Genomic DNA, 13,969 nt, shown 5'->3' with positions numbered 1-13,969 from the left:
ACCGTGACTGACCTGTACGTCGGTGACTTCAGGGCGCCCGACTGGTCGGGCTGGGAGGTGCACGGCAACGCCTTCGGGTCAGGTCCCGGCACCACCGACCAAGCGCTGAAAGGCGCGACGAGCCGGAACAAGCCGGCGGGAGCGCAGGGGCGGCTCGTCTCGGCACCGTTCATCGTCTCCCACCCGTATCTGAACTTCCGGATCAGCGGCGGCGACTACGAGTACAAGACCTGCCTGAACGTCGTCGTGAACGGCCAGGTCGTCCGCACCGAGACCGGCCGCGCCGCCGAACTCCCGCACGCGGCGTCCTTCGACCTCACCGACTGGCTCGGTCAGGAGGCGCGAGTCGAGATCGTCGACGAGGCCGACGGCGACTGGGGCTATGTCTGCGTCAGTGAGATCGTCCTGAGCTCCACGCCGACAGCCAGTACGGCGAGACCGCCGCTCTACCGCGAAGCGCTCCGTCCCCAGCTGCACTTCACGTCCCGCCAGTGGGCGATGCACCGGGAGAACCCGGTGGAGCGCGAGGAGGGCTGGCTCAACGACCTCAACGGGCTGGTCTTCTACGACGGCGAGTACCACCTGTTCGCCCAGCGCTGGAACAAGTGCTGGATCCATGCCGTCAGCAACGACCTGGTGCACTGGACCGAGCTCGCGCCGGCGTTCTTCGAGGAGTCCCTCGGTACCGGCGTGCAGTCGGGCAGCTGCGTCATCGACCACGACAACACGTCCGGCCTCGGTGAGCCCGGCGCCGGTCCGCCGATGGTCGCCTTCTGGTCGCGCAACGACAACCGCTCACAGTGCGTGTCGTACAGCCTCGACCGCGGCCGGACCTGGACGCACTATGCCGGCAATCCGATCATGGACCTCCCGGAACGCGATCCGATGGTCTTCCGCGATCACCGCCGCTCCCAGTGGGTGATGGTGCTGTACGGCGACGATCGCTATCAACTGCTGCGCTCCGACGATCTGCTGCACTGGGATTCGCTGGACAGCGCGATCTCGGACAGTTTCGAGTGTCCGGACTTCTTCGAGCTCGGCGTGGAGGGCTCCGACGAGTCGCGCTGGGTCCTCGTGCGCGGCGACGGCCGGTACTCGATCGGCGAGTTCGACGGACGGGAGTTCGTCGAGGAGACATCGCAGTTGCAGGTCGACGGCGGACCGCACTTCTACGCGACGCAGAGCTGGGCGGCCGGCGCGACCACTGATCTTCGCCGGGTCCAGGTTGCGTGGATGCGTGGTGGCCGCTACCCGAACATGCCGTTCAACCAGCAGGTGAGCATCCCGTGCGACCTGTCCCTTCGTCGCACCGATGACGGTCTGCGGATGTATCGCAAGCCGGTGCCCGAGCTGGAGAGTCTGACCCGAAGCCGGCACAGCTGGCCGTCCCGGGTGCTGGCCGCGGACGGCGGATGGCGGGTCGGTACGGCGTGGCCGTTGGTCCGCATCACGTGCGACGTATCCCTTGCCGCCGAAGGCGAACTGGCGATCGACATCAGCGGTACGCGCGTCACGGTGACGCCGGAGCGGATCGCCGTACTCGATGGTGAGCAGCCGACGATCACCGGGGTCAGCAAGCTCGACATCATCGTGGACACGACGTCGATCGAGGTGTTCGCGAACGACGGCGAGGCGTCGCTGACGGCCTGCGTGCAGCCGGGGCACTACGACCTGACGTTCACCGCGTCCGGCGCCGATTGCACGGTCGAACACCTCGAGGTCGCCGAGCTCGCATCGATCTGGCCGCTGGGCTGAACGAGGTCTTGTAGCCCTCTGGCACCCGTGCTACGTTGCGGTAAATCGTTTACGTAATCGATTGACCAGTCTCCCGAAGTGCCGCATCGCGGCCGGCGCGGGGACCGACAGCCCGCTCTGTTCCTTCCTCCCTGCCCGCCAAGGGTTCACGTAAGGGGTCCTGAGAATGTCTCTGACACGTCGCGAGTTCGGCCTCGGCGTGCTCGCGCTGGCCGGAGTCCCGCTGGTGGCCTGCAGCCCCGCTCCCAGTACCGTCGCCAAGCGACCGCGGCCGGTGGAGAAGCGGACGAAGCGCGGCTTCGTCGAGCCGCCGTTCCTGGCCGAGCGGGTCGCGTCCGGTGCCCTGCCGCCGATCGACGAACGCCTGCCCGAGCAGTGCTTCGTCGTCGGCGCCGGAACCCTGTTGCGCAGCAGCAACGGCGACTGGACGGACGGCATCTACGGCGGCTCGATCGCCAACTCGCCGACCGCCCCGACCGGCAACCTGAACATCGCCGCGGGCAGCACGATCCTGCGGTCGCCCGGTCAGGAGTCGGACGTCTCGGTGCCGAACGTGGTCAGCAAGTTCGTCCCGTCGAAGGACCTGCGCAGCTTCCGGTTCACGATTCGCCGCGGGCTGCGCTGGTCGGACGGGGTCAAGGTGACCACCGAGGACGTCCGGTTCCTGTTCGAAGACCTCTACCAGAATCCCCAGGCGAACGTCGCCCTGCCCACCGATCTCTACACGCAACGCAATACAACGTTGGAACCGGCCGTCCTCACGGTGATCGACGCCGAGACCTTCGTGCTGACCTTCAGCCGCCCGTACGGCCAGTTCGTTGCCGCGCTCAACAGTTGGGTCGCCGGGATCAACCTGCTGTTCGTCCCGGCGCACCACCTGAAGCAGTTCCACCCGAAGTACGCCGAGAAGGCCGCGCTCGACGCCGCGCTGAAGAAGAACAACTACAAGACCTGGCCGCAGCTGATGGCCGCGAAGAACCTGTCCGAGTGGTCCGCGGGGGAGGCCGACGCCCTCGGGCTCCCGGTGCTGAACGCCTGGGTGCTGACCAAGGTCGACGGTCAGCAGCGCATCTTCGAGCGGAACCCGTACTTCTGGCACGTCGACCGCAGCGGGCACCAGCTCCCGTACGCCGACACCGTGGTGAACAACATCGTGGTGGACGACGACGCGCTGACGACCGCCATCATGGACGGCCAGGTCAGCGTCGCGGCGGGGGACAACGTCACGCTGAACAAGATCCCGGTCTACAAACAGAGCGAACGGCACGCGGGCACGCACGTGTTCACCACCGGCTCGTTCAACTTCCCGGTCCTGCTGTTCCTGAACCACGACTACAACTACGACAAGCCGCACGATCCCTGGCAGGGCCTGGTCGCCGATCCGCAGCACCGGTTCGGGCAGGCCATCGCTGCGGCGATGGACGCGAACGAGATCAACAACTCGGTGTACTTCGGTCTGCACGGCCCGCCGATACTGAACAGCAAGCACCACGACCCTGACCTCGCCCGGAGGCTGCTCGACGAGGTCGGCATGCAGCGGACCGACTCAGACGGTTTCCGGCTCGCCCCGGACGGCTCCCCGTTCACGTTCTCGATCACGTTCCCGGCGAGTCTCGCACCGGACTTCGCGCCGGTGGCCGAACTGCTGAAGTCCCAGATCGGCGCGGTCGGTCTGCGGGTCGCGATCAAGGGCATCGACGGTTCGCTGTTCAGCCAGAAGGCCAACGGCAACCAGCTGATGGCGTCGCTGCACTGGAACGACGGACCTGCCTGGGGCGCCGGCATCTCGAACGACTACATGCCCGCCGACAAGGGGCCGTGGTCGCCGGCGACATGGGCCTACGTGTCCTCGCAGGGCAAGCAGGGGCGCAAGCCGCCGCCGTACCTGCAGAAGTTCTACGACCTGGCCAGCGAGCGCACGCAGTACGTGCCCAGCTCGCCGGAGGGCAAGCTCGCCTTCCAGCGGCTGATGGACTGGCTGACCGGAAACTATGCCTTCATCCCGACCACGGGGCTGAAGGTGAAACCCAATGTGGTGAAGAGCAGCGTCCGCAACGTCCCCCGGCAGGGCGCGCCGTTCGAGCTGGACACCGTGATCAACCTCGAGGGTGTCTGGTTCGACGAATGACGCCACGCTAGTCAACGCCTCCCGAAAGTAGGCATCTCATGCTGCGCTATCTGCTGCGCCGCGCCGCCATCATGATCCCGCTGCTGCTCCTGGTGTCGTTCCTGGCGTTCGTCGTCATCCAGTTGCCGCCCGGCGACTACGTCGACACCTACGTCCAGAACCTCAGCGCCAAGGGCGGCAGCGTCAACCAGGCCCAGCTCGAAGCACTCCGGGCGCAGTACGGCCTGAACCACTCGCTCCCGGAGCAGTACCTGATCTGGATCAAGGGCATCGTGCTGCACGGAAACTTCGGCAACTCGTTCGTGTACAAGCGTCCGGTCGCGGACATCCTGATGGAGCGGGTGCCGCGGACGGTGGCGATCTCGGTCGCGTCGATCCTGCTCACCTGGCTGATCGCGATCCCGATCGGGCTGCTCTCGGCCGTGCGCCAGTACTCGATCTGGGACCACCTGTTCACCCTGCTGAGCTTCATCGGCCTTGCCGTCCCCGGGTTCCTGCTGGCGCTCGTGCTGATGCTGGCCGTCTACCACCAGACCGGCTTTCTGATCACCGGGTTGTTCTCACCCGGGTACCGAGCCGCGCCCTGGTCGTGGGACAAGCTGCTCGACCTGCTGCGCAACGTCTGGCTCCCGTTGTTGGTGCTGGTGATCACCAACACCGCGGGCATCGTCCGGGTACTGCGGGCCTCGCTGCTCGACGAACTCGGCAAGCAGTACGTCGTCACCGCGCGCGCCAAGGGTCTCACCGAGTGGCGGATCCTGCTGCGTTATCCGGTCCGGATCGCGATCAACCCGCTGCTGAGCACGATCGGTTGGATGCTTCCGGCGACGGTCGGCGGTGAGGTCGTGGTGTCGAAGGTGCTGAACCTGCCGACCACCGGTCCGATCCTGCTCCAGTCGATCCTGTCGCAGGACATGTACCTGACCGGCGCGCTGATCCTGATCCTGAGCGCCCTGACCGTCATCGGCACGCTGCTCTCGGACGTCGCGCTGGCGTGGGCCGATCCGCGGATCCGGTACGGGAGGAGCTGATCCATGACCGAGAACGCCCAAACACTGGGGTACACGGCCCGTCGGGGTCAGCGGCTGCTCGAGCAGCACACGTCCCGCCGACACCGGCGGCGCGACGCGAACGAGAAGCTGTACGAGGCGTCGCAGAGCCGGCTCGTGATCAACCGGTTCGCCCGGCACCGGCTGGCGATGGTCAGCCTCGTGCTGCTGGCGTGCGTGTACCTGATGGCACTGTTCGCCGAGTTCGTGGCGCCGTACGACAAACTCGAGCGGTTCGCCGACCAGCCGTACGCCGGTCCGACGCGGATCCACGTCATCGATGCCGAGGGCAACTGGCATCGCCCGTTCGTCTACAAGTCGTCGATCCGGATCGATCCCACGTCGTTCACCTACAAGTCGGTGCAGGACACGTCGCAGCGCTACTCGATCGACCTGTTCGCCCGCACCGCGCCGTACAAGCTCGCCGGGGTGATCCCGATGCATCACCGGCTGTTCGGCGTCGACGGGTCGCAGCCGGTCTTCCTCTTCGGGGCCGACCATCTCGGCCGGGACTCGTTCTCGCGGGCCGTGTACGGCTCCCGGATCTCGTTGCTCGTCGGCTTCGGTGGAGTGCTGATCAGCTTCGTGCTGGGCATTGTCATCGGCGGCATCTCCGGGTACTTCGGCGGCGTCGTGGACACGGTGTGCCAACGGCTGATCGAGTTGATCATCAGCATTCCGCTGATCCCACTGTGGATGGCGCTGTCCGCCGCGGTTCCGCAGAGCTGGAGCGGCATTCAGACGTACTTCGCGATCACGCTGATCCTCTCGCTGGTCGGATGGACGGGGCTGGCGCGCGTGGTCAGAGGCAAGGTGATCGCGCTCCGCGAGGAGGACTACGTCACCGCGGCGCGGGTGTCCGCGGCCGGTACGGCGTCGATCATCGGCCGGCACCTGATCCCGGGGCTCACCAGCTACCTGATCGTGCACATCACGATCGCGGTCCCGTCGATGATCCTCGGCGAGACCACGCTCAGCTTCCTCGGTCTCGGGATCTCCGCGCCGGATGTCAGCTGGGGGTCGCTGCTGCAGGAGAGCCAGGACGTGACCGTGGTGTCCAACTATCCGTGGCTACTGATGCCCGCGGCGTTCCTGGTGGTTGCTGTGATCCTGTTCAACTTCGTCGGCGATGGGATGCGAGATGCCGCAGATCCGTACCAGCACTGACGTCGCGGGCGCCCGCCCCGGCACACCGGAGGACACCGCTGTACCGCGGCTCGCGGTGCGCGACCTGCGCTCGTACTTCTTCACCCGGGAAGGCGTCGTCAAGGCGGTCGACGGGGTGGACCTGGTCGTCGGCGACCGCGAGACCGTCGGGGTGATCGGCGAGTCGGGGTGTGGGAAGAGCATCATGGCGCATTCCCTCATGCGACTGGTCAGACCACCCGGCGAGATCGTCGCGGGTCAGGTGCTGCTCAAGCAGGAGGACCAGCAGACCGTCGACGTGCTGGCGCTGGATCCGCGGTCGCCGCGGCTGCGGTCGATCCGCGGCGGCGAGATCGCGATGGTGTTCCAGGAGCCGATGACGAGCTTCTCGCCGGTGCACTCGGTCGGCCGGCAGGTCGCCGAGATGATCAGAACCCACGCCGACGTCAGTAAGGCCGAGGCCCGCAACCGGGTCGTCGACCTGTTCACGCGGGTCGGGATCTCGAACCCGGCGCACCGGTTCGACGAGTACCCGCACCAGATGTCCGGCGGGATGCGCCAGCGGGCGATGATCGCGATGGCACTGGCCAACTCGCCGCGGGTGATCGTCGCCGACGAGCCGACGACCGCGCTCGACGTCACGATCCAGGCGCAGATCCTGGAGCTGATGAAGGAACTCCAGGACGAGCGGGACATGTCCACGATCTTCATCACCCACAACATGGGCTTGATCGCCGAGCAGGTGGATCGCGTGTACGTGATGTACCTCGGTCGCGTGGTCGAGTCGGCCACCACCAGCCAGCTGTTCGCCAATCCGCTGCACCCGTACACGCAGAAGCTGTTGAAGGCCGTCCCGCGGCCGGGGCGCGCGGTGGAGCGGCTCGAGACGATCGAGGGAACGGTCCCGACGCCGATCGGCCTGCCCCGGCAGTGTGGGTTCGCGTCGCGCTGCCAACTGGCGATCGAGGGTCGCTGCGAGAGTCATGTCCCGGCGATGCGCGAGATCGAAGACGGTCATTTCGTCCGCTGCTTCCTGCACAGCGACGTCGAGGAGGAAGCCCATGACTGGGTCAACGTCTGAATCCACCGAGCTCCTGGCCGAACGGGGGACCGAGCCGGCCGAACGGTTGCTGGAACTGCGCGGTCTGACCAAGGAGTTCGACCTCACCAGCACGATGTTCCGCCGGGTCACCGGCCGGCTGACCGCCGTCCGCGAGGTTGACCTGGAGCTCGACCGCGGCGAGACGCTCGCGCTGGTCGGCGAGTCCGGTTCGGGGAAGACCACGCTGGGCCGGATGGTGGTTCGCGCGATCGACCCGACGCGCGGCGAGGTGCGGTTGCGGACCGGGTCCGGCTGGGTCGACCTCGCGGCGTTGCGGGGTGCGGAGTTGCGCCGTACCCGACGGAATTTCCACATGATCTTCCAGGATCCGTACTCGTCGCTCGATCCGCGGATGACCGTGTACGAGGCGGTTCGTGAACCGCTGGTGCACAACAAGGTGGCGTCCGGTCAGGAAGCCAAGGACCTGGTCGTACGGGCGCTGGAACGGGTCGGGTTGAGTGCGCAGCACCTGTCGCGCTACCCGCACGCCTTCAGTGGTGGCCAGCGGCAACGGATCGGCTTCGCCCGGTCGCTGGTGTGCGACCCGCAGCTGATCGTCTGCGACGAGCCGGTCTCGGCGCTCGACGTCTCGGTCCAGGCCCAGATCCTGAATCTGCTCAAGGACCTGCAGGCGAGCCTCGGACTGTCCTACCTGTTCATCGCTCACGACCTGTCCGTGGTCCAGCACCTCGCCCAGCGAGTGGCGGTGATGTACGCCGGGAACGTGGTCGAGCTGGCGCCGAAGGACTCGTTGTTCGACCGGCCGCGGCACCCCTACACCGAGGCGCTGCTGTCCGCGATGCCCGTTCCCGAACCGGACCGGGTGCGGGAACGGATCGTCCTGCGCGGCGAGCCCGCGAACCCGGCCGACCTGCCGACCGGGTGCGTTTTCCACCCGCGCTGCCGCTACGCCACGGAGATCTGCCGCGTCGAGATCCCGCAGCGCCGCGAGATCGCACCGGGTCACACCGCCGCCTGCCACCACGCCGAAGAACTGCAGCTGAAGGGCGTGATGTAGCGGCTAGCGCTGCTTCTGGCGGACGTCGAGGGTGAGGCTGACGGTGAACGCGGCCAGGACCAGGACGGCACCGATCAGGGTGATCGCGGTGTCACCGAGGGACGTGGCCAGCAGGATCGCGGTCAGCACGGCGAGCACCGTGACGACGGCGGCGGCGATCTTCCAGTCGTCGCCGATGATGAAGTCGTACCAGAACTGCCCGAACGCCTTGAGGTACTTCACGGTGCGACCTCCACGGTGACCGCTGCGGTGGGTTTGCGGAGAGCGGCGACGAAGATCCGGCTGAGCAGCAGCCAGGCGGCGAGCAGGACCAGGATCATCAGGTCGTGACCGGGCCAGGCGAGGCTTTCGCGACCGGTCCGGAAGATACCGAGGCCCTCGATCGCCCAGTACGTCCCGAAGGACGCGAGCATCAAACCGACGCCGTACTTGAGCAGGTTCTCGTTGATCATCGACAGCGGGCGGCGGAGCGCGACGGCGATGCCGAGGACGACGAGCACCGCGGCCAGCGCGCCGGCCGCGGCGACCGGGATGTTGTCCGCGTTCAGGCCGAAGGTCAGCACGATGAACACGACCTCCATCCCTTCGAGGAAGACGCCCTTGAACGAGACCATGAAGCCGAACAGGTCGAGGCCGCCCTTGGCGTCACCGGCGGCCTTGGCCGCTTCGACCTCTTCGCGGTAGATCGCGTCCTCGTCGTGGACGGCCTTGCGGCCGGACGATCTGAGGATCGCCTTGCGCAGCCACTGCAGACCGAAGATCAGCAACAGGCTCCCGATCGCGAGCTGCAGCGCCGACTCGGGCAGCCAGGTCGTCAGCGCGTAGCCGGCCGCCAGCGTCACGACGGCGAGGACGCCGAGGGCGGCGAAGGTGCCGGCCAGCGCGGACCGCCAGCCGCGGGTGTACCCCATCGCCATCACGATCGTGGTGGCTTCCACCATCTCCACGAAACACGCGACGAAGGTCGCGATGATCAAGCCCCACGTTGCCGCGTCCATCTGCCACTCCCAGTCTGATGAAACAGATGCTGCATGAAACAGTAGTTACATCAGCAGGTAAGCGTCAATGGCCCGGGTGGTCGCGGTGCGGGAACGGTCAGGCCTGGCCTTCGGTGCGGGCGTACACGTCGGCCTCGAACTCCTCGAGCAGCCGCTCGCAGTCGGCGACCTTGCTCCGGGCGAGGTCCTTGCCGTCGGCGCCCATCCAGTCGCGGCCCTCCACCTTGGCGAGCCAGCGGCGGAGCTTCTCCAGGTCCTGGCGGATCTCCTCGGTCTCCTCGAAGGTGTAGTTCTCCCGGAAGCGCTCGAACTCGATCTCCTTGACGAACTTGGTGTCGCACTCCTCGACGATCTCGGCGTACTCCTTGGCCGACTGGCTCCGGAAGCCCTCGACGAACTGCTCCCGGACGTCGTCCTCGACGTCGGTCAGGGTGAGGAAGACGCTCGATCCGCCGAGCTCGGTGACGCGTTCGCGGACCTTCTCCATCCCGGCCCGCAGATCCTCGCGGTCCGGCAGCACGCAGACCGCCTGCTGCACGTAGAAACCGCCGAGCCGCTTCAGGTCCCGCCAGACGGCGACCCGGGCCCGGGAGGACTCGCTGGGCACCTTGTAGATGAGCAGCAGCCAGCTCTCCGGCTTCCGGGTCTTCGTACGTCGGGTCGTCGCCATGCCGCACAGGCTATCCGCTGAACCCACGGTGCCGAGCCCCGTGACAAGCCCCGTGACAGGCCCTGTCACAAGACCTATGACAAGCCCGTCCCGACGGCCAGCCCGATCGCGAACGTAACCGCTGCCGAGAGGCTCCCGAGGAGCAGTTGGCGACCGCCGCCGTACCAGAACGGGCGGGCGGTGATCTTGCCGACGATGCCTCCGGTGACGACCAGGCCGAGTGCGCTGAGCAGCAGCGCGGGCAGCACGCTGCCGGCCCCGAAGACGAACGGGATCAGCGGAATCAGCGCGCCGATCGCGAACGCCGCGAACGAGGAACCCGCGGCGGTCCACGGAGACGGCAGGTCGTTGGGGTCGACGCCGAGCTCTTCGCGGACGTGGACGTCGAGCGCGACCTTCGGGTTGGCGGTCAGCTCGCGCGCGACCTCGGCGGCCAGCTCCGGCCGCAGACCTTTGGCCTCGTACATCAACGCGAGCTCGCGTTCCTCTTCCTTCGGGTGGATCTCCAGCTCGCGTTGCTCGACGGCGATCTCGGCCTTGATCAGCTCGGTCTGGGACGACACCGAGGTGAACTCGCCGGACGCCATCGAGCAGGCGCCGGCGACCAGACCGGCGAGGCCGGTGACGAGCACGACCCTGCCGCTCGCGCCGCCGCCGACGACGCCGGCCACCAGGGCGAAGTTCGACACCAGTCCGTCCATCACGCCGAACGTCGCCGGCCGCAGCCAGCCGCCGGTGACGTCGCGATGTGAGTGGTGCAGCTCGGGGACCGGCTGCTCCGCGACTTCCGCCGTCATCAGAAAACCTTCCTTCCGAAGTGAGGTGAGGCTTGCCGCAGTGAGGTGAGCGTAACCTCAGTTCTAACGAAGCATCTGTTACACAATTCTATTCGTTACGCCTGGGCTGGGGCAAAGGCGCTCTCAGCTCACGCTCGCGGCCAACTCGCCGTACCCCGGGCCGAACGCCGAAGCCCGCCAACTGCTGACCGTGGCTCACGCGCTGTCAGGCCGGTGACGCCACGTCGCCGGCACGGTGCGCGGAGGCAGAATGGCGCTGTGCACGGGGGCGATCGCGGAGGATAATGCGAGCTGTGGAGTCTGCTGATCGGACCCCGGCATCTCAGGCGGAAGCACCCCTGTCCGCGCTGACTGGGCAGACCACGGCCGCTGACCTGTTCTCCCGCCTGGCCACGGAGCTGCACGACTCCGCCGGCGTCGGCGAGACGGTGCAGGCGGTGGTCGAGTTCGCGCTGCCGGTCCTGGGCTGCTCGCATGCCGGCGTCGCGTTGCAGACGAAGGGATCACCGGAGGTGCCGGCGGCCACGGATCCGGTGGTGGAGCAGATCTACCGGTGGCAGATGGAGGGTGGAGTCGGCCCGCTGGTGGTATCGATGCGCGAACGCCGGACGATCCTGGTCCGCGACACGGCCTGCGAGACGCGGTGGCCGGACTGGTGCGCCAAGGTGCTTTCGCTTGGTGTGCGCAGTGTTCTGGACATCCCACTGATGACGGCTTCGGGCACGGTGGGTGTGCTCGGGCTGTACAGCGCGAGTGCGGATGCGTTCGACGCCGACGACGAGGCGATCGCGCAGATCCTCGCACGGCATGCGGCGGTCGCGGTCGCGAGTGCGCGGACCGAGGAGAACCTCGAGCGTGCGGTCGACACCCGGAGGCTGGTCGGGCAGGCGATGGGGATCCTGATGGAGCGGTACGGCGTGGACGAGGCGCGGGCGTTCGCGATCCTGCGCAGGTACTCCCAGGTCACCAACACCAAGCTGCGCGACGTCGCCGCGCAACTCGTCGACACCCGCCGCCTGCCGCGCCAGCCCTAGCGGCCTGAGCCGGAAGTTCGCTACAGAATTCCGGGTTCGTGGTCACACCTCAAGCCACCGGCCCGCTGTGTGCACGGGATCCGCGTCACGGGCGCTTGGCCGCACGGATCCGGTGCACAAAGTGCTGCGACCGTCAGGCGCAGGACGCTGGCGGCGGGGGACTCAGGCTCCGGAGTCGGACTCGCTGGATGGTGAGTGCTCGAGGAGAGAGCGGATCCCGGCCAGTGCCTCGCTCAGTTCCGCGTCGACGGCCTCGTCGTGCTTGGTCCGAACGCGCACGGTGAGCTTCGACTCGTTGTCGGCGACGAAGTCGACCGTCAGTTCGCCGGCGTACTCGTGGGCACCTTCCGCACCCCACCGCAGCACCCGGTCCTCGTCGATGACGTCGATCCACCCGGCCTCATGCCCGATGCCCTCCGTGCTGACGTCCACCTCCTCGTGCACCGGCTGGTGCGGCAGCCGAAGCTCCAGCCCCTGGGCCTCGACCGGGCGCGGCCGCGTCCGTCGCATCGCGGTCATCCAGGGCAGGTAGTCGGGAAGGTGGTCCAGATCGGCGAGCCGGTCGAACACGACGTTCGGCGCGACGTCGATCCTCGTCCAGGCTTCGTGGTCACCCATGGAATGCTCCTTCCGGACGTCCCTCACCTCCACGATGCGATCCGAGAGCCGCGACGTCCACCCCCGCCGTACGACGGGATCCGGCGCTCACCGGGTCCCGCCGGCTGCCTGGCGCTCGAAGATCTCGGTGATCTCCTCCACCGACAGTTCCTTGGTCTCCGGCAGGTACGCGAAGACGAACACCACCGCGAGGACCGACAGCACCGCGAACAGCACCATCAACCAGGCCAGCCCGAACCCGCCCACCAGCGTCGGCACCAGCAGGATCAGCGCGAAGTTCGCGATCCAGTCGACCGACGCGGCGATCGCGGCGGCCCGGCCGCGGACCTCGGTCGGGAAGTACTCGCCCTGGATCAGCCAGCCCGTTCCGCCGACGCCGATCGCGAACGCCGCGATGAAGACGTCCAGCGCGACCAGGATCAGTACGACCCGGGTGACGCCGCCGGTGAACGCGACACCCGCCGCCCCGAACAGCATCGCGGCGGCCATCACGGCGTACCCGCCGAGCGCCAGTTTGCGGCGGCCGGCCTTGTCGATGAACTTGAACGCGAAGAACGTCGCGATCACGTTGACCACGCTCATCAGCGCGGTGACCGCGACCGCGGCGATCGCCGCCCGGACCTCGTCGTCGCCGGTCTGCAGATAGGGCTGCAGCAACTTCGGGCCGTAGTAGAACGTCAGGTTGATACCGGTGATCTGCTGGAAGACGAAGAACACCGAGACCACGATCAGCGCCCGCTTCACGCCCCGTGTCCAGTGTCGCTTCCTCCGGCCCGCGGCGCGTTCGTGCTCGTCGACGGTCCGGGCGCCGCGCTCGATCTGCTCGGCGCTGATGTCGATCCCGAGCTTGGCGAGCGCCCGGTGCGTGTCGTCGTACCGTCCCTGGCGCATCAGCCAGCGCGGCGACTCGGGCATCCTGGTGCGCAGCACGAGCGCGAACAACGCCGGTACGGCGCCGAGTCCGAGCAGCAGTCTCCAGTCGAGGCTCTTGGCGTGCTGAGGCAGCGGCACCAGGACCGCGAGGGCGATCAGGTACGACACCAGGATGCCGACGGTGATCATCCATTGCTGCAGGATGCTGAGCGCACCACGGCGTGCCTTCGGCGCGTACTCCGCGATGTACGCCGTCGCGACCGCGGAGTCGGCGCCGATCGCGAGACCGATCAGCGTCCGCGCGAACAGCAGGACCCACGCATCCCACGCGAACGCGGACAGCAGCGCGCCGATCGCGTAGATGGCGGCGTCGACGACCAGCAGCGATTTGCGGCCCAGCCGGTCGGACGTCGGGCCGGCGGCGAGTGCTCCGACGGCGGCGCCGATGGATGCGCCGGCCACCAGGTATCCGAGCGCGAGCGTCCCGAGATCGTACGGCAGGAAGTTGACGACCGAGCCGATGTTCGCGGTGTCGTACCCGAACAGGAACCCACCGACGGTCGCGAGCGCCGTGAGCGACCAGTAGAACGACGTCGGAACGCGGCTGTCCAGATGCTCGAGTACGGCGGTGGCCGATTGTTGCTGCGGCGCCATGGCGATGCGCCTCCTTGATCGATCCGCGGTTTGCCCTTCACCGGTGACCATCGCGGCCCGCTCGAAACCCGCCGGTTGTGCCCGGGCGGGCGTGGGCTGATTGCCGGGGGACGACGGCGGGTACCGG

13 protein-coding genes are annotated in these 13,969 nt (G+C 67.6%); 7 read left to right on the top strand and 6 right to left on the bottom strand.

The features are described 5' to 3' along the window. Positions 1–3: 3 nt before the first annotated feature. From ACFYRH_RS17505 to ACFYRH_RS17480, 6 genes are all read left to right on the top strand, one after another. Positions 4–1,755, top strand: a complete 1,752-nt coding sequence (locus ACFYRH_RS17505) for a GH32 C-terminal domain-containing protein (protein ID WP_387775488.1) — start codon at positions 4–6, stop codon at positions 1,753–1,755. A 166-nt stretch (positions 1,756–1,921) separates the two neighbouring features. Beyond that, on the top strand, positions 1,922–3,883 hold the full coding sequence (locus ACFYRH_RS17500; RefSeq protein ID WP_387775485.1) for an ABC transporter substrate-binding protein: 1,962 nt from the start codon (positions 1,922–1,924) through the stop codon (positions 3,881–3,883). A 38-nt stretch (positions 3,884–3,921) separates the two neighbouring features. After that, positions 3,922–4,914 (top strand): ABC transporter permease, encoded by a 993-nt coding sequence (locus ACFYRH_RS17495; RefSeq protein WP_387775482.1) that lies wholly within the window; start codon positions 3,922–3,924, stop codon positions 4,912–4,914. A gap of 3 nt (positions 4,915–4,917) precedes the next feature. Beyond that, complete coding sequence (locus tag ACFYRH_RS17490; protein WP_387775479.1) at positions 4,918–6,099, top strand: ABC transporter permease; 1,182 nt, start codon at positions 4,918–4,920, stop codon at positions 6,097–6,099. After that, a complete protein-coding gene (locus ACFYRH_RS17485; RefSeq protein WP_387775476.1) occupies positions 6,074–7,159 on the top strand; it encodes an ABC transporter ATP-binding protein in 1,086 nt (361 codons plus the stop codon). The genes ACFYRH_RS17490 and ACFYRH_RS17485 overlap by 26 nt, the downstream gene beginning before the upstream one ends. Then, on the top strand, positions 7,140–8,198 hold the full coding sequence (locus tag ACFYRH_RS17480; protein ID WP_387775473.1) for an ABC transporter ATP-binding protein: 1,059 nt from the start codon (positions 7,140–7,142) through the stop codon (positions 8,196–8,198). The genes ACFYRH_RS17485 and ACFYRH_RS17480 overlap by 20 nt, the downstream gene beginning before the upstream one ends. Before the next feature lie 3 nt (positions 8,199–8,201). Here ACFYRH_RS17480 and ACFYRH_RS17475 read toward each other — a convergent pair whose 3' ends face one another. From ACFYRH_RS17475 to ACFYRH_RS17460, 4 genes are all read right to left on the bottom strand, one after another. Then, positions 8,202–8,420, bottom strand: coding sequence for a hypothetical protein (locus ACFYRH_RS17475; RefSeq protein ID WP_387775470.1), 219 nt, complete (start codon positions 8,418–8,420; stop codon positions 8,202–8,204). Continuing rightward, the gene (locus tag ACFYRH_RS17470; RefSeq protein WP_387775467.1) at positions 8,417–9,196 is read right to left on the bottom strand and encodes a COG4280 domain-containing protein; all 780 of its coding nucleotides are present in this window, start codon (positions 9,194–9,196) and stop codon (positions 8,417–8,419) included. Before ACFYRH_RS17470 ends, ACFYRH_RS17475 begins: the two co-directional genes overlap by 4 nt. 97 nt (positions 9,197–9,293) lie before the next feature. After that, positions 9,294–9,866, bottom strand: coding sequence for a Chromate resistance protein ChrB (locus tag ACFYRH_RS17465; protein WP_387775464.1), 573 nt, complete (start codon positions 9,864–9,866; stop codon positions 9,294–9,296). A 74-nt stretch (positions 9,867–9,940) separates the two neighbouring features. Continuing rightward, complete coding sequence (locus ACFYRH_RS17460; protein ID WP_387775461.1) at positions 9,941–10,663, bottom strand: VIT1/CCC1 transporter family protein; 723 nt, start codon at positions 10,661–10,663, stop codon at positions 9,941–9,943. A gap of 284 nt (positions 10,664–10,947) precedes the next feature. Between ACFYRH_RS17460 and ACFYRH_RS17455 the strand changes: the two genes are divergently transcribed. Beyond that, on the top strand, positions 10,948–11,697 hold the full coding sequence (locus ACFYRH_RS17455) for a GAF and ANTAR domain-containing protein (RefSeq protein WP_387775458.1): 750 nt from the start codon (positions 10,948–10,950) through the stop codon (positions 11,695–11,697). Between the two features lie 162 nt (positions 11,698–11,859). Here ACFYRH_RS17455 and ACFYRH_RS17450 read toward each other — a convergent pair whose 3' ends face one another. Both ACFYRH_RS17450 and ACFYRH_RS17445 read right to left on the bottom strand, forming a co-directional pair. Beyond that, the gene (locus ACFYRH_RS17450; protein WP_387775455.1) at positions 11,860–12,315 is read right to left on the bottom strand and encodes an SRPBCC family protein; all 456 of its coding nucleotides are present in this window, start codon (positions 12,313–12,315) and stop codon (positions 11,860–11,862) included. 87 nt (positions 12,316–12,402) lie between these two features. Beyond that, positions 12,403–13,893 (bottom strand): sugar porter family MFS transporter, encoded by a 1,491-nt coding sequence (locus tag ACFYRH_RS17445; protein WP_387775452.1) that lies wholly within the window; start codon positions 13,891–13,893, stop codon positions 12,403–12,405. Between the last annotated feature and the right edge of the window lie 76 nt (positions 13,894–13,969).

It is taken from the genome of Kribbella sp. NPDC004875 (genome assembly GCF_042873375.1).
Classification (GTDB): Bacteria; Actinomycetota; Actinomycetes; order Propionibacteriales; family Kribbellaceae; genus Kribbella.
Note: the sequence above shows the minus strand (reverse complement) of the source record. Positions and strands in the feature narration are given on the sequence as shown.